We start from the raw sequence: 19125 nt of genomic DNA, 5'->3' as shown, positions 1-19125 counted from the left end.
CCGATCAAGGCGTCGCGCGCGATGAACTCCCCCTGATGTATACGCAGGGGGGACGGGTTCGGTTCCTGGGGCGCCGCCCATGACCCCGCCCCTCAAAGCCGGAGGGGCTGGATTCGGTTGCGGCAACCGCTCCAGCCCCGGGAAGCCCGTCCTACGCGTAGTGCGACCGCAGTCGCTCATGTGCCCGCGCCGGGGCCGACGTACGGTCCAGGCCCAGCAGCGCCGCGCCCAGCACCGGCGGTGCCGTCACCACGCGCAGGACCGCCTTCGGGGCACGGTCCGACATCAGGGCCGCGATGCGGCCGTCCAGCTCCGGGTGGCGGGCCGCCAGGACACTGCCGCCCAGCAGCACCGGGGCGACCTCGTCGAGCAGCCCGAGGCGCCGGAGCGCCACCGTGGCCATCGCGACGATCTCCTCCGCCTGGCGGTGGACGATCGACCGGGCGATCCGGTCCCCCCGCGCCGACACGGCGAAGAGCACCGGCGCCAGCTCGTGCCGCCGCCCCGGCGCGATACGCCCCAGATGCAGCGCCTCGATCAGCGCGTACATCGACGGCAGCCCGAAGTGCGCCGGGAGCGCGCCCGCCAGCTCCGTGCGTGCGCCCCGGCCGTCCTCCGCCCGCGCCGCGAACCACAGCGCCTCGTCCGCCAGCCCCCCGCCGCCGCCCCAGTCGCCGGAGAGCCGGCCGATCGCGGGGAAGCGGGCGGTGCGCCCGTCCGGGAGCATCCCGGCGCAGTTGATCCCCGCGCCGCACACCACCGCGACGCCGCGCGGCTCGTCGACGCCCGCCCGCAGGACCGCGAAGGTGTCGTTGCGGACCTCCGTCGTACGACCCCAGCCGCGCGCGTGCACCGAGGCCGCCAACTCCTCCTCCTCGACGGGCAGATCCGCGTTGGCGAGGCAGGCCGAGACGTGCTCCGCCTCCTCGACGCCTGCTTCCGCCAGTGCCTCGCCGACCGTCCGCGCCAACGCGTCGACCGCCGCCCCGACCCCCACCACCGGCGGCTGGAAGCCTCCGCCGCGCGCGGCGGCCAGGACCGTACCGTCCGCCCCGACCACCGCCACGTCCGTCTTGCTGTTGCCCGCGTCGATGGCGACAACCGCCGCGCTCACACCCACGCCAGGTGCTCCCGGTTGTGCGCGATCAGCCGGTCGGTGAGCCCGTCGGCGTACTCGAACTGGCCGATCAGGGGGTGGGCGAGCAGCGCCTTGAAGACGCGGTCGCGTCCGCCGCGCAGCGCCGCCGCCAGCGCCAGGTCCTCGTACGCCGTCACGTTCGCGACGAGCCCCGCGTACAGCGGGTCCAGCTCCGGCACGGCCAGCGGTGTTGCGCCCGTACGGTCCACCCTCGCCTGGACCTCGATGACCGCGTCGTCCGCGAGGAACGGCAGCGTGCCGTTGTTGTACGTGTTGACGACCTGCACCGGGCTGCCGCCGTTGCCCAGCAGCGACGCCGCCAGGTCCACCGCCGCCTCCGAGTAGAAGGCGCCGCCGCGCCTGGCGAGGAGCGCGGGCTTCTCGTCCAGCGCCGGATCGCCGTACATGGCCAGGAGCTCCGCCTCCATCTTCGCCACCTCCGCCGCCCGCGACGGCTTCGTCCCGAGCTCCCGCACCACCTCGTCGTGCGCGTAGAAGTAACGCAGGTAGTAGGAGGGGACGACACCGAGCCGGTCGAGCACGGCGCGCGGCAGCCGCAGGTCGTCGGCGATCGCGTCACCGTGCTCGGCGAGCAGCTTCGGCAGCACGTCCTCGCCCTCGGGGCCGCCGAGACGCACCCCCAGCTCCCAGCTGAGGTGATTGAGGCCCACGTGGTTCAGGTGTACGTCGGCGGGCTCCACCTCCAGCAGCTTCGCGAACTTCCGCTGGAGGCCGATCGCCACGTTGCACAGCCCGACGGTTTTGTGACCGGCCTGGAGCAGGGCGCGCGTGACGATGCCGACCGGGTTGGTGAAGTCGATGATCCAGGCGTCCGGATTGGCGCGGCGTACCCGCTCGGCGATGTCCAGGACGACCGGGACCGTGCGCAGCGCCTTCGCGAGTCCGCCCGCGCCCGTCGTCTCCTGCCCGACGCACCCGCATTCCAGCGGCCATGTCTCGTCCTGGTTGCGCGCGGCCTGCCCGCCGACCCGGAGCTGGAGCAGCACCGCGTCGGCGTCCGCGACACCCGCGTCCACGTCGGACGTGGTCGTGATGCGGCCGGGGTGGCCCTGCTTGGCGAAGATCCGGCGGGCAAGGCCGCCGACCAGGTCGAGGCGGCCGGCCGCCGGGTCGACGAGGACGAGCTCCTCGAGCGGCAGGGTGTCCCGCAGGCGGGCGAAGCCGTCGATCAATTCGGGGGTGTAGGTGGAGCCGCCACCCACTACTGCGAGTTTCATGCCAGCCATCAGCCCTTTACTCCGGTCAGTGTGACGCCTTCGACGAACGCCTTCTGGGCGAAGAAGAAGACGACGATCACAGGGGCCATGACCAGTACGGTCGCGGCCATGGTCAGGTTCCAGTCGGTGTGGTGCGCGCCCTTGAAGGATTCGAGGCCGTACGACAGCGTCCAGGCCGCCGGGTTCTCGGAGGCGTAGATCTGCGGTCCGAAGTAGTCGTTCCAGGCGTAGAAGAACTGGAACAGCGCGACGGCCGCGATACCCGGCCTGGCCATCGGGAGGACGACCCGGATCAGCGTCCGGACCTCGCCGCAGCCGTCGACCTTCGCCGCGTCGAGGTACTCGTTCGGGATCGTCAGCAGGAACTGCCGCAGCAGGAAGATCGAGAAGGCGTCGCCGAACGCCATCGGGATGATCAGCGGCCATAGGGTGCCGGACAGGTCCAGCTGCTTCGCCCAGAACAGGTACATCGGGATGATGACGACCTGCGGCGGCAGCATCATCATGGCGACGACCAGCATCAGGGAGAGATCGCGGCCCCGGAAGCGGAACTTGGCCAGCGCGTACGCCACCGGGATGGACGAGGCCACCGTCAGCACGGTGCCGAGTCCGGCGTACAGGAGGGTGTTCTTCCACCAGGTCAGGAAGCCGGGCGTCTCGAAGACCTTGACGTAGTTGCCCCACTCCCAGGTATTGGGCGTGAGGTCGCGGGTCAGCGCCTGCTGGTCGTTCATCAGTGAGGTCAGTACGACGAAGACGAACGGCAGCACGAAGAAAAGCGCGGCCGCGATCCCCAGCGCGTGGACGGCGATCCAGTGCAGCAGCGCCTTCCGCCGTGCGGTGCGCTCGGCGGGGGTGGCGGAGGAGGCGTTCGTCCCCGACTCCACGGGGTTGTCGAGAAGTTGCGTCATGGCTGTCATTCACCTGCCTGGAGGATGCCGCCGCGCCGCCGCATCAGCAGCGCGGTGAAGGCCATGGCCAGGGCGAACAGCACGAGCGCGACCACGCACGCGGCCCCGTAGTCGAAGCGCTGGAAGCCGAGGTTGTAGACGAGCTGGGGGAGCGTCAGCGTCGACTTGTCGGGGTAGCCGGGCTCGAACTGCTGGCCCGAGCCGCCGATGATGCCGGAGGCGACCTTCCCCGCGACCAGCGGCTGCGTGTAGTGCTGCATGGTCTGGATCACGCCGGTGACGACGGAGAACATCACGATCGGCGAGATGTTCGGCAGCGTGACGTAGCGGAAGCGCTGCAGCCCGGAGGCGCCGTCCAGCTCTGCCGCCTCGTACTGCTCCTTCGGTACGTCGAGCAGCGCGGCCATGAAGATCACCATCAGGTCGCCGATGCCCCACACGGCCAGCACGGTGAGCGCCGGCTTCGACCAGGACGGGTCGTTGAACCAGCCCGGGGTCGGCAGCCCGAGGTTCCCGAGGATCGAGTTGACCGGCCCCGTACCGGGGTTGAGGAGGAAGACGAACGCGAGCGTCGCGGCGACGGGCGGCGCCAGGAAGGGCAGGTAGAAGAGGGTGCGGAAGACCCCCGTACCCGTCTTGATCCTGGTGATCAGCAGGCCGACGCCCAGACCGAAGACGACCCGGCAGGTGACCAGGACCAGGACCAGCCAGAGGGTGTTGCCCAGCGAGGGCCAGAACATGGGGTAGTCGCGGAAGACGTAGGTCCAGTTGTCGAGTCCGTTGAACGTGGGGACCGCGAAACCGTCGTAGTCCATGAAGGAGAAATAGACGGTCGACAGCAGCGGATAGGCGAAGAACACGCTGAAGCCGATCAGCCACGGCGACATGAAGGCCGCCGTCCGCAGTGCCGTTCTCCGGCGCTTCGAGCGGAGCGTGTGCGTGGTCGTGCTCATCGGGCGGCTACTTCGCCTTCGCGATGTCGGTGTCGATCTGCGCGGCGGTCTTCTCCAGGCCGGCCTTCAGGTCCTTCACCGCGCCCTTCTCGTACTGGTAGCCGAACTCCTGGATCGTCAGGAGGTACGTCGCGCCGTTCACCGCGCCGGCCGGAGTGCTGGACCTCGGGTGCCGAGCGATGTCCAGGAACGTCTTGAAACGCGGGTCGAGCTCGAGGTCCGGCGACTTCAGCGCGTCGAAGGTGGACGGCACATTGCGGATCGCGTTGGCGAACTCCACGACGGCAGTCGTGTCCGTGGTCATGAACTTGACCAGCTCCCAGGCCGCGTTCTGCCTCCTGCTCGCCGGGGCGATGCCCATGACCGTGCCGGACAGGAAGCCCTTGCCGTAGCTGTCGGCCTCGTCGTCGGCGACCGGCATCGGCGCGACGCCGATCTCGAACGGCACCTTGGCGTCCTCGGCCATGCCGAGCCGCCACTCGCCGTCCATCTGCATCGCGACCTGGCCGGTGTGGAACGGGTGCTTGGCACCCCACTCGTCACCGAACGAGCCACGGTACTTCTCCAGCTTCTGGAAGCCGCCGAGCTCGTCGACCAGCTTCTTCTGCTGCGTGAACATGGCGGCGAAGGCTGGGTCCTTGGCGATGTTCGACTTGCCGTCCGCGTCGAAGTACTGCTGGTCCCAGCTGCCCATGTAGTGCTCGGTCGTCGTCTCGAAGCCGTGGTAGTTCGGCATGAAGCCGAGCTGCTCGTAGCTGTCGCCCCTGGTCTTCGTCAGCTTCTTCGCGGTCGCGGTCAGCTCGGACATGGTCTTCGGCGGGGCCTTGATGCCGGCCTTCTTGAAGGCGTCCTTGTTGTAGTAGAGGCCGTACGCGTCGGCGAGCAGCGGCATCGCGCACCGCTTGCCCTCGAACTGCGTGTACTCCAGCGTCACCTTCGGGAAGGTCTTCTCCAGATCGAGCTTCGACTTCTCGATGAAGGGCGCCAGATCGGCGAAGGCGCCCGACGAGCAGAACTTGCCGACGTTCGACGTCGTGAAGGACGAGACGACGTCCGGGCCCTTCGAACCGCCCGCGCGCAGCGCCTGGTTGAGCTTGTCGTCGTTGATGTTGCCGACGACGTTCACCTCGATGTTCTTGTGCCGGGCCTCGAATCGGTCGACGTTCGCCCGGATCGCCCTCACCTCGCTCGGGGCGCTCCAGCCGTGCCAGAACGTGATGGTGGTCTTCGCGTTCGGGTCGTCGGTCGCGCCGGACTCCGGTTGCCCCGTGCACGCGGAGGCGAGCACGGATATCGCGGCGACGGCGACCGCTGAGCCGGTGAGGCGGCTGTTTTTGCGCATGGCGAAACTCCCAGGGACAGGACGGGTCGGAGAGATCGGAGAGGCCGGAGGCATCGGAGAGGGCTGAAGGCTCTAGCGGGACGTGTCGAAGACCTCGTCGCGGGTCGTGGCGAGCGCGCTCTCCAGCGCTCCCCGCACCACGGCGTTGTACTGGATCTCGCCGACGACGAGACGGGGCCGGGAAGCGGCGAGTTCTGCCAGTTCCGCCTGGACGAGTGCGCGCAGAGGTTCTCCGCCGGCGGTGGTCACGCCGCCGGTGAGGACGATCAGTTCGGGGTCGAGTACGGCGACGACCGAGGCGAGTCCGGTGGCCAGACGCTGGGCGAACTGCCTGAGCAGCTCCGCCAGTTGCTCGTTTCCGTCGTGTTCGGCGGCCGCTCGCGCCAGCAGCCCGGCGGCCACCTCGGCGTACGGCTGCTCGGGGGTGTCGATGCCGAGCGACTTGGCGAGGCGCGGCACGGCCTGCGCGCCGGTGAGTTCCTGGAAGCCGCCGCTGTTGGCCTTGGTCACCTGGCGTACGAGCGGCGTGCCCGGCACCGGCAGGAAGCCGACCTCGCCCGCGCCCCCGCGCCAGCCCCGGTGCAGACGCCCGCCGATGACGAGAGCGGCGCCGATGCCCTCCTGGTTCCACAGGAGTACGAAGTCCTCGTGGCCCCGGGCCGCACCCAGTCGCTGCTCGGCCACGGCGGCGAGGTTCACGTCGTTCTCGTACTCGACGGGCATGGGCAGCGCCGCCGCAAGGTCGTCGAGCAGGGTGGGGGAGTGCCAGCCGGGAAGGTGGGAGGCGTACCGCAGGCGCCCGGTGCCGGGGTCGAAGGCGCCCGGAGTGCCGATGACGACGCGGTGGATGTCGGCCCGTACGAGTCCGGCGGCCTTCACGGCGCCGTCGAGCGCCTCGGTCACCTGGCGTACGACGGACTCGGCGCGGCGCCCCGGGGTCGGCAGCTCGAACTCGCCGGCGGTCTCGCCCGTGATGTCGGCCACTGCGGCGCGGATGCGCTCCGGCGTGACGTCGAGGCCGGCGACGTGCGCGGCGCGCGGGTTGACCGCGTAGAGCTGGGCGTTCGGTCCGGGGCGGCCCTCCGTCGTACCGGTGGCGACGACGAGCCCGGCGGTCTCCAGGCGTACGAGCAGCTGCGAGGCGGTGGGCTTGGACAGCCCGGTGAGCTTGCCGATCCTCGTACGGGAGAGCGGGCCGTGCTCCAGGAGCAGATCCAGGGCGGCGCGGTCGTTCATCGCCCGCAGGACGCTCGGCGTTCCCGGCGTTCCCGGCGTCCCGGCCATGGCAAAGCACCCACCTTCGGCTACCACTCGGCCAGCAAGCGAAATTTCCCACCCGCGCTCGCTGCCGTGAGCATTGTTAGTAAAGTTTCCTATTCTGTGGGTCGAAAGTAGGGCGCCCGTAGCCGGTCGTCAAGAGCCGACCACGCACAGCGCCCCCGGGGCAACCAAAGCGTTACCTGCGGGGGCGCCGGACGGCGTACAGATGTACGGACTACTTGTTGAGGTTCGTGGCGGGCGGTGTGATCGGAGAGGCCGCGAGCGACTGCGGGGACGTCGGGCTGGCCAGCGCCGACGGCGCCGTCATGCCCGCTGTCGGATCGGCCGGCGCCGCTTCGTCGGCGAGCAGCGCCGCGCCGCCGACGATGCGGATGCCCGCCCGGTCGAACGCCTGCTTGATGCGCCAGCGCAGTTCCCGCTCGACCCCGAGCGCCTTGCCCGGCATCGTCTTCGCGGACACCCGCACCACCATCGAGTCGAGCAGCACCGAATCCAGGCCCAGCACCTCCACGGGGCCCCACAGCACCTCGTTCCACGGCTCGGCCTTGGCCAGCTCCTCGGCGGTCTCGACGATCACCTTGCGCACGCGGTCCAGGTCCTCCGTCGGACGCACCTGTACGTCGACTCCGGCCGTGGCCCAGCCCTGGCTCAGGTTGCCGATCCGCTTGATCTCGCCGTTGCGGACGTACCAGATCTCGCCGTTGTCGCCGCGCAGCTTCGTCACGCGCAGCCCCACTTCGATGACCTCGCCGGACGCCACACCCGCGTCGATGCTGTCCCCGACGCCGTACTGGTCCTCGAGGATCATGAAGACGCCGGAGAGGAAATCGGTGACGAGGTTGCGCGCACCGAAACCGAGCGCGACGCCCGCTACGCCCGCCGAGGCCAGCAGCGGCGCCAGGTTGATGTTGAGGGCGCCGAGCACCATCAGGGCGGCCGTACCCAGGATCAGGAACGACGCCACCGACCGCAGCACGGACCCGATGGCCTCCGAGCGCTGGCGGCGCCGCTCGGCGTTCACCAGGAGGCCGCCGAGCGCGGTGCCCTCGACCGCCTGGGCGCTGCGGTTCATCCGGGCTATCAGCTTGGTGAGCGAGCGGCGGATGACCGTACGCAGAACGGCGGCGATCACGACGATCAGGAGAATGCGCAGGCCGACGCTCAGCCAGGTGGACCAATTCTGCTCGACCCAGCTCGCGGCGTCGGTCGCCTGCTCCGCCGCTTCGTCGAGGGTGACGGGCTCGGATGTCGGATCGGCGGCCGACAGGACGGACCAGAGCACGGCGGGAACCTCCAGGCGGGTGGGACGACAGCAGACCAACCACACTAACGGGGCATCCCGCATACTCCGGCGCTGTGTTCGAGGGAGAGACAAGGCTCACCAGGGCATGAAGGCCGTGTGGTCGAAAACACTCCGAGCCCGTTACCCGGACGTGGTGGCGTTTCGACCAGGCATGAGGGGAGACTGAGAGCAGATCGTCCCGGCGCGAGCCACGCGCCGCCGGCGTAATAGGAGGCATCCGTGCCGCATGTCCTGGTCCTCAATGCGTCGTACGAGCCGCTCGGCGTCGTACCGCTCCGCCGCGCGCTCGTCCTCGTCCTGGAGAACAAGGCTCTCTGCCTCGAGGAATCCGGCGCCTTCATGCACAGCGCGACCCGCGCTGTCCCCGCACCCAGCGTCGTGCGGCTGAAACGGTTCGTGCGGGTCCCCTACCGGGGGCCCGTTCCTCTCACCCGCCGTGCGCTCTTCGCCAGGGACGGCGGGCGCTGCATGTACTGCGGTGGCGTCGCAACCAGCGTCGACCACGTCGTTCCGCGCAGCCGGGGCGGGCAGCACGCATGGGAGAACGTGGTGGCGGCGTGCCGCCGCTGCAACCACGTCAAGGCCGACCGGCACCTCATGGAGCTCGGCTGGCGGCTGCGCCACCAGCCGGCGCCGCCGTCCGGGCTGGCCTGGCGGATCATCGGGACCGGGCATCGGGACCCGCGCTGGCTGCCGTACTTGCAGCCGTTCGGCGCGGACGACGCACTGGCTCGGATCGACGGCATCTCCGCCTGAGGGTCCGGGCCTTTGCCGTCCCGCGGTGGCGGGGTGCGTCCTGTGGGGTGGGAAAAGCCCCGCAGGGCCGCAAGTGGCCGCCTGCTAGTCCGCGTCGGCGGCCGCGTCCACCGCGTACGCCTCCACCGCGAACAGCGAGTATCCGAACGGCAGCGCCCGCTCGTCGCACTGCACCCGCACGAACCGCGCGTCCCCCGCGTCCATCCGGACCGTCTCGCGCCCGCCCTGGCCGTCCCTGACCGTCGCCGCCGTACGCCACGAGCGGCCGTCCTGCGACACCTGGATGCGGTACTTCTTCGCGTACGCCTCCTGCCAGTGCAGCACGACCTGGCCGAGCCGCACCGGCTCCGCCAGCTCCGTCTGCCACCACGCGGAGGGGCCCACCGGCGACGTCCACCGGGTCGCGGGGTCGCCGTCGGCGGCGTGCGGTGCAGGGAAGTCGGCGGTCTCGTCACCGGACGACGACACCCTGACGCCTGCGCCCCGGACGAGATCCGGCCCGCCCGTACGCGGGAAGGCCCGCACCGTAAGGACACTGTCCTGCCCGTCGAAGGACACCGGCACCTTGTACTCGCCCGCCGCCACCGCCTTGTCGACCCTGACATCGAGCGGAACGGCGGTGGACGCGCCGCGCGGCACCGTCGTCGCCCGGGGCGCGCGCACCTCGATGCCCTTCGGCGCCTCCGCCCTCAGCCTCCCGCGCACCTCGCCCGGGCGCTGCCCGGTCAGCCGTACCGTGACGCGCTCCGGCCGGCTCCCGCCGATCTCCGCGTCCGTCTCACTGCGCTCCAGCCGCAGCCCGGCGCGCGGCTCGTCCGCGAACCAGGGCACCAGCCGGTGCACGACGGGAGCGCCGCCCTCACCGGTCGCGTCCCAGGTCAGGCGTACGGCGTCGACGCGGGCTCCTTCGGCGTCCGTCTGCGTCCAGCCGCTCTCGGACAGCGTGCCGACGCGCCGCCAGCCCTGGCCCGGGACATGCGCCTCGACGGCCGCGCCCTCACCCGTACCCGGCTCGGTCATGGCGGTCAGCGCCGCGACGGGCCGCGCCCGGTCGAGCCGCACGGTGTACGAACCGGCGTCCTCGGAGACGCTGCCCGCTGTGCGGGCCGCGCCGGTCCAGGCGTCGGCCGCCTTGACGGCCTTCGCCAGGAAGGGGTCGAGCACGCCCTGGCCGACGGTGACGCGGCTCGCCTTCAGGGAGCCGCGCAGCGCGTCCAGGTCCAGCGAGGCGCGCCAGGCGGCCGGGCCGTCACCGCGCGCCTGCGCCTGGAGCAGGTCGACGGAGAGCTCGCCCGCCCTCCCGTACCGCGCCAGCTGCTCGGTCCACGGCCGTACTTCCTCGTCGAAGGTGCCGTCCGCCGGGCCCTGGAGCCGCGCCGGGGCCTCACGCATCACGGTGAAGGCGTCGCGCAGCTTCTTCGCCGCCGCGTCCCGGACGCCCGGGTCGGCAGACGTACGCGCACGCCAGAAGCCGTCGATGAGCGGCCGCAGATACGCCGACTCCTCACCGCCCAGCACGGACGACGCGTCGTTGCCGGCCAGCGCCCGCATCGCCTCGCGGGCCGTGGCGTCGCTGCCCGCCAAGTCGTCCATCGCGGCCTGCCAGGACTCCTGCGGCTGGTAACCGCGCGGGTTCCAGGCGTAGTCGGCGGCCGTGAAGAGCGGGATGCGGGAGGCGGACGCCTGCTCCATGGCGTTGGCGAGGAGGGCGGCGGAGCCGCTCGCGACGGCGGGGTCCCGGCCCGTGTAGGGGCCGAGGAAGATGCGGTCCTGGGCGTAGTCGTTGACCGGGTAGTTGTCCATGGTGACCAGCGGGTGCGCGAACGCGTCGCGCGCACCGGCGAGTTCACGCCCGGTGATCGTCTTCGGTACGACGCCGACGCCCGTCCACGCGACCTGCACCCCGCCGTCCAGCTCGGCGGCGAGCGCCCGCCGGTAGTCGGTGTCGCCCTCCTGGTAGAACTCCGTCGGCATCACGGACAGCGGCTCGGAGCCCGGGTGCCGCTCCGCGAGGTGGCGCGCCACTTCGTTGGCCACGCGCGCGTGCGCCTTCGCCGCCGCCTCCGGACCCGAACCGAAGGTGTCCGCGTCCGCGCCGCAGTGCCACTCGCTGTAGCTGACGTCCTGGAACTGGAGCTGGAAGGAACGCACGCCGAGCGCCCACATCGCGTCGAACTTGCGGTTCAGCGCCCTGATGTCGTCGTCGGACGACATGCACATCGCCTGCCCCGGAGCAACGGCCCAGCCGAGCGTTACATGGCTGCCGCGGGCCCGCTCGGCGAGCGCCCGGAAGTCGGCGCGCCCGTCCGCCGGGTACGGGTCGCGCCAGCGGGCCTGGCGGTACGGGTCGTCGCCGGGGGCGTAGAGGTACCGGTTCTGCTTCGTGCGGGCCATGAAGTCGATCTGGGCGAGGCGCTGTTCGCTGGTCCAGGGCTGCCCGTAGAAGCCCTCGGTCATGCCGCGTACGGCCGTCCCCGGCCAGTCGCGGACCGTGGCCGCCGCGATCTGCCTCTCCTCGCCGCCCGTCACCAGCTGACGCAGGGTCTGAGCGGCGTGGAACAGGCCGTCGTCGCCGACCCCGTCGAGCGCGACCGTGTCCCGCCCGTCGACGCTGCCGACGGCTATCCGGTAGCCCCCGGAGGGCAGATCGGTGCGTTCGGGTGCGCGCAGGGCGCGCAGCGCGTCGTTCGCGCCGGTGCCTCCGGCGCGTACGACCAGGCCACGTGCGGGCAGCGGCTCGTCGGGCCGCACGGTGTAGAGAGTCTTCACGCCCGCGTCCCGCAGCAGGTCTCCGAGCGCCTTCAGGGCGTACGGATCGGTGCCCGTCTCCGAGACGAGCACCGCTTCGTCGCCCACCGGCACGGGCTGCCCGGCAGCCCGTATCGACTGCGGCCGGGGCCAGACGGCGGGGAGAGCCGAAGCGTCGTTGCCGCGGTCCGGCTTGGTGGCGGCGGGGGCGCCCGGGTCGGGGTCGGAGGGGGCGGCGGACGCTCCGTGCGAACCGCCGAGCAGCCCACCGATCACGGCGACCGCGACGGCGGTCGCGCCCCTCGCGCCTCTCCTGCGCCCGAACTGCACGGCCGTCTCCTCAGTCGCGTCAGTCACTTCTGTGGGCCCCGAGCCCACCACCCGTCCGGCCGGGTGTCAATTTTCATACAGGGAACCGGGTGTGACGCGGGACACGTTGATGGAACGTATACGTCTGCGGCCGTGTCCATTGGGTAGGGCTGCTGTGTCCACTTAGCCCACCGTAGGGAGGCCCCTGTGGCCGCTGCACAGCTTCTCCTCTCCGCCCTGTCCAAACCCGTGCCCGCTCCCCGCGCCGAGCCCCACGCCGCATTCCCTTTCGACGCCGGCTTCGCCGAGCCGCTGCTCGCCACCGAGCCGCCCCTGACGAGCGAACCCCCGATGGCCGACGCCGCGCCGCTCACCAGTGAGCCCCCGATGGCCGACGCCGCCCCCCTGACCAGCGAACCGACCGCCCACGGCACGGCATCGGGCGTGGAGCCCACGGGGGTCTAGATGGGCCTTGCCCGGCTCGCGGCCCTGCACGGTGTCGCCACGTCCTACCAGCCTTCGGCGCATCGCACGCTCCAGGTCCCCGACGACACGGTGGTGGCCGTCCTGGCCGCCCTGGGCGTCGACGCGCGGACGCCCGAGGCGGTGCGTACGGCCCTCGAAGCCCACCAGGCCGCCGCCGCCCGCCGTCTGCTGCCCGCAACGCTGGTGTCCTGGGCGGGTCAGGCCGGCCCCGAGCCGCCGCCCGCCGTCACCGGCCTGCCCGCCGGCACCCGGCTGCGCATCGAGACGGAGCAGGGGCCGGCGGTGGAGTGGGAGACGCCGGCCGCAGGGGCGCCGCCGACCGCCGGGGCGACGTCGGCCGACCGGCCGCTTGGTCACCGGCCGGGGGAAGGCCCGCCGCCGGACGGCCCGCCGCTGGTCCATGCCCCGCCGGACGGCCCGCCGTGGGTGCGGGAGGTGCCCGGCGCGGAGCCTGGCCCGGGAGCGGACGCGGCGCCCGGCCCGGTATCCGGCGCGGTGCCCGACCTGGGACCCGACGCAGAGTTACCGTCTCCCGCCGCGAGCGAGGGCTGGGGGCGGCTGCCTCTCGGAGTGCACCGGCTCCGTGTGCGTACGCCGGAAGGGCGGGAGGACACCGCCACGCTCGTCGTCGCGCCGACCCGCGTCCCGCAGCCCCCCGGCCGCACCTACGGGTTCATGGTCCAGCTCTACTCCCTGCTCTCCCGGCGCTCCTGGGGCATGGGCGACCTCGGTGACCTCGCCGAGCTCGCCGCCTGGTCCGGGCGCTCCCTCGGCGTCGGTTTCGTGCAGATCAACCCGCTGCACGCGGCCGTCCCCGGCACGCCCACCGACCCGTCGCCGTACCGCCCGTCCTCGCGCCGCTTCCCCGACCCCGTGCACATGCGGGTCGAGGTCGTGCCGGAGTACGCCCATGTCCCGGCCGCCGACCGGGCCCGTATCGACGACCTGCTCGACCGGGCGGCGACCCTGCGCGACGGCGTACTGAGCAAGGGCGAGCTGATCGACCGCGACGCCGTGTGGCAGCTGAAGAAACAGGCCCTGGAGCTCGTACGGCCCGTCCCGCTCGGACCCGGCCGCCGCGCGGCCTACTGCGACTTCCTGGCCGAGCAGGGCACGGCGCTGGAGGACCACGCCACGTGGTGCGCGCTCGCGGAGGTGTACGGGCCCGACTGGCACGCCTGGCCGGCCGAGCTGCGCGACGACCCGCACTCCGCCGCCGTGGAGCGCGCCCGCAACGAGCTGTACGACCGCGTCGACCTGCACTGCTGGATGGCCTGGCTCACCGACTCGCAGCTGGCCGCCGCCCAGAGCGCCGCCCGCGAGGCCGGCATGCCCGTCGGTATCGTCCACGACCTGGCGGTGGGCGTGCACCCGGGCGGCGCCGACGCCTGGGCACAGCAGAACGCGTACGCCCGCGGCATGTCGGTCGGTGCCCCGCCGGACGCCTTCAACGCGCTCGGCCAGGACTGGGGCCTGCCCCCGTGGCGCCCCGACGTCCTGGCCGCAGCCGCGTACGCCCCCTTCCGCGGCCTGCTGCGCGGGCTGCTGCGCCACGCGGGCGCCCTGCGCATCGACCACGTCATGGGGTTGTTCCGGCTCTGGTGGGTCCCGGAGGGCCGTGAGCCCACGGAAGGGACGTACGTCCGCTATGACGCGGAGGCGATGCTCGCCGTACTCGCACTGGAGGCGCAGCTGGCGGGAGCGAGCGTCATAGGGGAGGACCTGGGGACGGTCGAACCCGGCGTGCGGGACGCGCTCGCCGAGCGCGGTGTGTCCGGCACGTCGGTGATGTGGTTCGAGCGCGACTGGGCCGGTACGGGCGAACCGCTGCCCCCGGACGGCTGGCGCGAGCACTGCCTGGCCACGGCCACGACCCACGACCTGCCGTCCACCGCCGCCCGCCTGACGGGCGAGCACGTGGCGCTGCGCCACCGGCTCGGCCTGCTCACCCGGCCGCTGGAGGAGGAGCGGGCCGAGGCGGCCGTGGAGGTGGCCGACTGGCTGTCGTACCTGGCCAGGCTCGGCCTGCTGCCGGAGGGCGCGGGTGACGAGGAGGGCGAGATCCGCGCCGTGTACCGCTTCCTGCTGCGCACCCCGGCCCGGATGGTCGGCATCTGGCTGCCGGACGCGGTGGGCGACCGCCGGCCGCAGAATCTGCCGGGCACCTGGGACCAGTACCCCAACTGGCGCCTGCCCGTGGCCGACGCCGACGGTCGTCCCGTAACCCTGGAGGAACTGGCCGCGTCACCCCGCCTGCACGACCTGATCGCCGCCTTCCGGACGCGTACGGCACCCCCGGGCGCGCGGTCCTGTTAGGCGTTCGCTACGTTTGCACCGTGGACAAGAAGAACGCCCTGCGCGCCGGTGCCGTCGCGGCCGGTACGACGCTGATGATGCTGCTCATGTCGTCCCCGGCCCTCGCGGTCACGCCCGACGACGGCGACGACCCGGGTCCCGGCCTGAGCGTGGCCGAGACGCTCGGCCTGTATGTCGTGGCTCCGATCGCGCTGTTCGTGGTGATCGCGGGTCTCGTCATGGTGCTGGACAAGTCCAAGAAGCAGAGCTGACACCCGGCACCAGTTCAGTACGCGCTGAGAACGCGCTTCGGAGGGCGCCTGCGCCCGTACGCGGTCAGTCGCGTACGGGCGCAGGCGCCCTCACGTTTTTCTGCGGCTCAGCGCTCAGCGGCTCTATGGGTCTGCGGCTCTGCGGCTCTGCGGTTTTTGCGGACGGTTGCCGCGCGGCGGGCCGGGCTCTACTGGCGTGTCGAACCGGCCAGGAGCTGCCGCAGTAGCCCCTGAAGCTGTTCCACCTGCTCCTCGCCGAACCCTTCGAGCGCCTCGTGCTGAAGCTCCAGGCCCGCCACCACTGCCTCGTCGACGATCGCGAGGCCGCGTTCGGAGAGCGTCACCCGCAGTCCGCGCCGGTCGTGCGGGTCGGGGCTGCGGCTGAGCAGCCCGGCCCGCTCCAGCTTGTCGAGCCGGCCCGTCATCCCACCCGTGGTGAGCATCAGCGTCGCGGAGAGCTGGCGCGGCGAGAGCGTGTACGGCTCGCCGGAGCGGCGCAGCGTGGCGAGGACGTCGAACTCGCCGCGTGAGATCCCGAACCGGTCGTACGCCTTCTCGATGCGGTCGCCCATGGCGCGTGCGATCCGGTAGATGCGGCCGAAGACCGCCATCGGGGCCGTGTCGAGGTCGGGGCGCACTTCGGCCCACTGGGCGGTGATGGCGTCGACGGGGTCCGTCGCCTTGGTCGTCATGACCGCAAGTATCTGGAGAGTTCCGGTCGCCCGCAAGGAAGTTGCTTGACGGAAAGTAGCTTAGGAGTAAGCTACTTCCTGTCAACCTACTTTGAACGCCGGGGGTCGAAGCAGTCATGAACCGTGCCGGGACAGTCGCGCTCACCGCGCTCGCGCCCATCTCGTGGGGCTCGACGTACGCCGTCACCACCGAGTTCCTGCCGCCCGACCGGCCGCTCTTCACCGGCCTGATGCGCGCCCTGCCCGCCGGACTGGTGCTGCTCGCCATCGCCAGGACGTTGCCGCGCGGCGTCTGGTGGGGGAAGGCGGCCGCGCTGGGGGCGCTCAACATCGGGGCGTTCTTCCCGCTGCTCTTCCTCTCCGCGTACCGGTTGCCCGGCGGCATGGCGGCGGTCTTCGGCTCGCTCGGGCCGCTGTGGGTGGCCGGTCTCGCGGTATTGCTGCTGAGCGAGAAGCCGACCGTACGGACCCTGCTGACGGGGGTCGCGGCGGCGCTCGGCGTGAGCCTGGTGGTGCTGCGCGCCACCGCCGCACTGGACACGATCGGCGTACTGGCGGCGCTCGCCTCCTCCGCGTCGATGGCCGCGGGCACGGTACTGACCAAGCGCTGGGGGCGGCCCGAGGGAGTGGGTCCGCTGGTCATGACCGGCTGGCAGCTGACGGCGGGTGGCCTGCTGATCACCCCCGTCGCGTTCCTGGTGGAGGGCGCGCCGCCGGCGCTGGACGGGAGGGCTGTCGCGGGTTACCTCTACCTGGCGTTGGTGAACACGGCGGTCGCGTACTGGCTCTGGTTCCGCGGCATCGGCAGGCTCACGGCCACTTCCGTGACCTTCCTGGGCCCGCTGTCGCCCCTGACGGCGGCAGTCATCGGCTGGGCGGCGCTGGGGGAGGCGCTGACGCCGGTGCAACTGCTGGGGATGGCGATCGCTTTCGGGGCGACTCTGGTGGGTCAGATGAGGATTGGCCGGGGTCAACATTTCAGTTCAACTGAAGGAATTGGTCAAAAAGATTCGATGGACCTGATGGGTGGAGCGGTGCGACGGTAGGGCGCAGAGCGGCGAGAGCCGGCCGGCAACGTGTGGGAGGGGTTACCCGGTGGCAGTCCAGGACCGCGTCCGTATCGGCAGCGAGCAGGTGGGGGAGGGGGCGAGCGAGAGGGGGAGCGAGAGTGAAAGGGGGAGGGAGAGCGAGAGGGGGCGGGGGAGCGAGAGGGGGAGGGGGGCGGTAACGGCCGGGGCGGAGAGGGCGGCGGCCGTCGGTCTCGTCCTTGCGGCCGTAGCGACGGTCGTCTGGTCGGGCAGCTTCGTCACCTCTCGCGCACTTCACGACTCCGTCCCACCCGTCCAGGCTGCCTTCTGGCGGTGGATCGTGGCGATCGTCGCCGTGGCACCGTTCGCGGCCCGCGAGGCCTGGCGCCAACGGGTACTGCTCCGACGCCACTTGGGCTTCGTGACCTTGGCCTCGCTCCTCGGGGTCACTGTTTACAACACTCTGGTGAACCAGGCAGGACTCTCGACGTCGGCCGGCAACATGGGCATGATCATGGCCGCCTCGCCGGTCCTGATGGCCCTCTACGAACGCGTCGGCGGCGCACGGCTCGGCGCCCGTCGCACCTTCGGGATGCTGGTCGCCTGTGCGGGGGTGCTGCTTCTGGTCAGCAAGGGCTCGTTCGCCATGGACTTCGCCGCCGGGGACCTGTGGATGCTGGCCGCGGCGGTCTGCTTCGGCTCGTACAGCGCGCTGCTGCGCCGGAAGCCCGCAGGGATCGGCGGACTGGCTTTCCTCTTCAGTACGTTCGTGCTCGGCGCGCTGATGCTGTTGCCGGCGTACGCCTTCAGCCTCGCGCTCCAGGGCGGCTTCGAGCCGACGGCGGGAACGGTCGGGCCGCTGGTGTACGTGGGCGTGTTCTCCTCGGCGGTCGCCTTCTTCGCCTGGAACAAGGCGATCGCGCTGATCGGCGCGGCGAGGGCGGGCGTCATCTACTACCTCCAGCCGGTGTGCGTGGCCCTGCTCTCCCTCGCCCTGCTGGGCGAGGCGACGGGCCCGATGCAGATCGTGTGCATGGCGCTGATCCTGGGCGGAGTGATGCTGGGGGCGGCGGGCCGGGGGCGGTGAGGGGCGGCGGCCGGGGTGGTGACTGGGGGTGGTGACGGGTGGAGGTGACCGGTGGGCGTGGCCGGTTGGGTTGACCGGGTGGGGGTGGTTGACCGGCCGGGTGGGCGTGCGGGGAGGGGGCGGGTGGTGGTGACGGGCGGGTGGATGTGGTGGTGACGGGCCCGGTTGGCGGCGTCGAGAGGGATAGATTCCGTCCCATGATCGAGTGGGACATCAAGAAGCTGCGGATCCTGCGGACCCTGCGCGACCGGGGGACTGTTACCGCGACGGCCGAGGCGCTGCTGATGACGCCGTCGGCCGTTTCGCAGCAACTGTCCAACCTCGGCAAGCAGCTCGGCGTACCTCTGCTGGAGGCGCACGGGCGGCGGGTGCGTCTGACGGACGCGGCCCACCTGGTGCTGCGCCACGCAGAGGCGGTCTTCGCCCAACTGGAGCAGGCCGACGCCGAGTTGACGGGGTACGTGCACGGGGAGGCGGGGGAGGTGCGAGTCGGGGCGTTCTCGACCGCCGTGCCGGCGCTGGTGGTGCCGGCCGTGCAGCGGCTGCGTACGACACATCCGGCGGTGGAGGTGCGCGTGCGGGAGGCGGAGGCGGCGGAGGCGTACGAACTGCTGGCGAGCGGGGCGGTGGACCTGGCGCTCTCGCTGGCGGCGCACGCGCCGACCGCCCGCGACCTTCAGCTGGCCCGGGTGCCGCTGCTGGCGGACCCGATGGACGTGGCGCTCCCGGCGGGGCATCCGCTGGCGGCGGCGCCGGGGCTGAGGCTGGCGGACCTCTCGGGCGAACCGTGGATCTTCGGCGGGAGCGGGCCGTGGTCGGAGATCACGCGCCATGCGTGCGAGGCGGCGGGTTTCGTGCCGGAGCAGGCGCACAGCGCCGCGGGCTGGACGGCGATCCTGGCCATGGTGGAGGCGGGGATGGGCGTGGCGCTGGTGCCGCGGATGGCGGCGGCGGAGCGGCGTATGGGGGTGGTGATGCGGGTGCTGAGCGCGGATCAGCCGCAGCGTCATGTGGTGGCGGCGGTACGCCGGGGAGCGGAGGCGGGTCCGGCGGTGGCCCGCGTGCTGTCGGCCCTGCGCGAGGTGGCGGCTGCACGGCTGCCGTGACGGGGGGGGCGGGGTGGGGTGGGGCGGGGTGGGGCTTGGCGGCGTCGGAAGTCGCGGTGTCGGATCGCTTCTGGGGGTTTCGGGTCGTCCCTGGGCGCTTGAGTGTCGGTGGGCCGGGGTGGCGCGTCAAGGGCGCTCCTGCGTCGCGTCGCTGCGCGATGGGCCTGCGGCCCACCCTTG

Annotated in this window: 15 protein-coding genes and 1 pseudogene; 7 read left to right on the top strand and 9 right to left on the bottom strand. The window is 71.9% G+C overall.

The annotated features are described in order from the left end of the window. Window positions 1-151: 151 nt before the first annotated feature. The 7 genes from ACWIHY_RS11895 to ACWIHY_RS11865 all read right to left on the bottom strand — a co-directional run bounded on the left by ACWIHY_RS11895 (window position 152) and on the right by ACWIHY_RS11865 (window position 8145). Window positions 152-1120, bottom strand: a complete 969-nt coding sequence (locus ACWIHY_RS11895; RefSeq protein WP_454375497.1) for an N-acetylglucosamine kinase — start codon at window positions 1118-1120, stop codon at window positions 152-154. Then, window positions 1111-2376: a 6-phospho-beta-glucosidase gene (locus ACWIHY_RS11890; RefSeq protein ID WP_454375496.1), complete on the bottom strand. Its 1266-nt coding sequence runs from the start codon at window positions 2374-2376 to the stop codon at window positions 1111-1113. Before ACWIHY_RS11890 ends, ACWIHY_RS11895 begins: the two co-directional genes overlap by 10 nt. Window positions 2377-2384: 8 nt before the next feature. Continuing rightward, the gene (locus ACWIHY_RS11885) at window positions 2385-3287 is read right to left on the bottom strand and encodes a carbohydrate ABC transporter permease (protein ID WP_454375495.1); all 903 of its coding nucleotides are present in this window, start codon (window positions 3285-3287) and stop codon (window positions 2385-2387) included. A 5-nt stretch (window positions 3288-3292) separates the two neighbouring features. Further along, complete coding sequence (locus ACWIHY_RS11880) at window positions 3293-4240, bottom strand: carbohydrate ABC transporter permease (protein WP_454375494.1); 948 nt, start codon at window positions 4238-4240, stop codon at window positions 3293-3295. A 7-nt stretch (window positions 4241-4247) separates the two neighbouring features. Continuing rightward, window positions 4248-5582 (bottom strand): ABC transporter substrate-binding protein, encoded by a 1335-nt coding sequence (locus ACWIHY_RS11875; protein WP_454375493.1) that lies wholly within the window; start codon window positions 5580-5582, stop codon window positions 4248-4250. A gap of 72 nt (window positions 5583-5654) precedes the next feature. Beyond that, a complete protein-coding gene (locus ACWIHY_RS11870; RefSeq protein WP_454375492.1) occupies window positions 5655-6866 on the bottom strand; it encodes an ROK family transcriptional regulator in 1212 nt (403 codons plus the stop codon). Between the two features lie 211 nt (window positions 6867-7077). After that, on the bottom strand, window positions 7078-8145 hold the full coding sequence (locus ACWIHY_RS11865; RefSeq protein WP_454375491.1) for a mechanosensitive ion channel family protein: 1068 nt from the start codon (window positions 8143-8145) through the stop codon (window positions 7078-7080). Window positions 8146-8385: 240 nt separating this feature from the next. Here ACWIHY_RS11865 and ACWIHY_RS11860 point away from each other — a divergent pair, with 240 nt between their 5' ends. Further along, the gene (locus ACWIHY_RS11860; RefSeq protein ID WP_028814500.1) at window positions 8386-8922 is read left to right on the top strand and encodes an HNH endonuclease; all 537 of its coding nucleotides are present in this window, start codon (window positions 8386-8388) and stop codon (window positions 8920-8922) included. 84 nt (window positions 8923-9006) lie between these two features. On the opposite strand, the gene ACWIHY_RS11855 is transcribed toward ACWIHY_RS11860, so the two are convergent. Next, window positions 9007-12000, bottom strand: a complete 2994-nt coding sequence (locus ACWIHY_RS11855) for a beta-N-acetylglucosaminidase domain-containing protein (protein ID WP_454375765.1) — start codon at window positions 11998-12000, stop codon at window positions 9007-9009. A 186-nt stretch (window positions 12001-12186) separates the two neighbouring features. Between ACWIHY_RS11855 and ACWIHY_RS11850 the strand changes: the two genes are divergently transcribed. The 3 genes from ACWIHY_RS11850 to ACWIHY_RS11840 are packed head-to-tail and all read left to right on the top strand — an operon-like array spanning window position 12187 to window position 15032. After that, entirely contained in the window at window positions 12187-12444 is a 258-nt protein-coding gene (locus ACWIHY_RS11850; protein ID WP_454375490.1) for a hypothetical protein, read from the top strand. Next, a complete protein-coding gene (malQ, locus tag ACWIHY_RS11845; protein WP_454375489.1) occupies window positions 12445-14781 on the top strand; it encodes a 4-alpha-glucanotransferase in 2337 nt (778 codons plus the stop codon). A gap of 20 nt (window positions 14782-14801) precedes the next feature. Next, the gene (locus ACWIHY_RS11840; protein ID WP_454375488.1) at window positions 14802-15032 is read left to right on the top strand and encodes a hypothetical protein; all 231 of its coding nucleotides are present in this window, start codon (window positions 14802-14804) and stop codon (window positions 15030-15032) included. A gap of 188 nt (window positions 15033-15220) precedes the next feature. On the opposite strand, the gene ACWIHY_RS11835 is transcribed toward ACWIHY_RS11840, so the two are convergent. After that, the gene (locus ACWIHY_RS11835; RefSeq protein WP_454375487.1) at window positions 15221-15724 is read right to left on the bottom strand and encodes a MarR family winged helix-turn-helix transcriptional regulator; all 504 of its coding nucleotides are present in this window, start codon (window positions 15722-15724) and stop codon (window positions 15221-15223) included. Between the two features lie 116 nt (window positions 15725-15840). Here ACWIHY_RS11835 and ACWIHY_RS11830 point away from each other — a divergent pair, with 116 nt between their 5' ends. From ACWIHY_RS11830 to ACWIHY_RS11820, 3 genes and pseudogenes are all read left to right on the top strand, one after another. After that, window positions 15841-16770, top strand: coding sequence for an EamA family transporter (locus tag ACWIHY_RS11830; RefSeq protein ID WP_454375486.1), 930 nt, complete (start codon window positions 15841-15843; stop codon window positions 16768-16770). 205 nt (window positions 16771-16975) lie between these two features. Continuing rightward, window positions 16976-17839: pseudogene (locus tag ACWIHY_RS11825) on the top strand (DMT family transporter); the annotation flags it as partial. A 197-nt stretch (window positions 17840-18036) separates the two neighbouring features. Continuing rightward, window positions 18037-18945, top strand: a complete 909-nt coding sequence (locus ACWIHY_RS11820; protein ID WP_454375485.1) for a LysR family transcriptional regulator — start codon at window positions 18037-18039, stop codon at window positions 18943-18945. The last annotated feature ends 180 nt before the right edge of the window (window positions 18946-19125 follow it).

The organism is Streptomyces sp. NPDC055287 (assembly GCF_053646035.1).
The sequence above is the reverse complement of the archived record's forward strand: the minus strand, read 5'-3'. Positions and strand labels throughout refer to the sequence as shown.

Bases quoted from the DNA above. Each gene is read 5' to 3' on its own strand.
- ACWIHY_RS11890 (WP_454375496.1), bottom strand. From the start codon at position 2,376: ATGAAACTCGCAGTAGTGGGTGGCGGCTCCACCTACACCCCCGAATTG.
- ACWIHY_RS11885 (WP_454375495.1), bottom strand. From the start codon at position 3,287: ATGACGCAACTTCTCGACAACCCCGTGGAGTCGGGGACGAACGCCTCC.
- ACWIHY_RS11880 (WP_454375494.1), bottom strand. From the start codon at position 4,240: ATGAGCACGACCACGCACACGCTCCGCTCGAAGCGCCGGAGAACGGCA.
- ACWIHY_RS11875 (WP_454375493.1), bottom strand. From the start codon at position 5,582: ATGCGCAAAAACAGCCGCCTCACCGGCTCAGCGGTCGCCGTCGCCGCG.
- ACWIHY_RS11870 (WP_454375492.1), bottom strand. From the start codon at position 6,866: ATGGCCGGGACGCCGGGAACGCCGGGAACGCCGAGCGTCCTGCGGGCG.
- malQ (WP_454375489.1), top strand. From the start codon at position 12,445: ATGGGCCTTGCCCGGCTCGCGGCCCTGCACGGTGTCGCCACGTCCTAC.
- ACWIHY_RS11835 (WP_454375487.1), bottom strand. From the start codon at position 15,724: ATGACGACCAAGGCGACGGACCCCGTCGACGCCATCACCGCCCAGTGG.
- ACWIHY_RS11830 (WP_454375486.1), top strand. From the start codon at position 15,841: ATGAACCGTGCCGGGACAGTCGCGCTCACCGCGCTCGCGCCCATCTCG.
- ACWIHY_RS11820 (WP_454375485.1), top strand. From the start codon at position 18,037: ATGATCGAGTGGGACATCAAGAAGCTGCGGATCCTGCGGACCCTGCGC.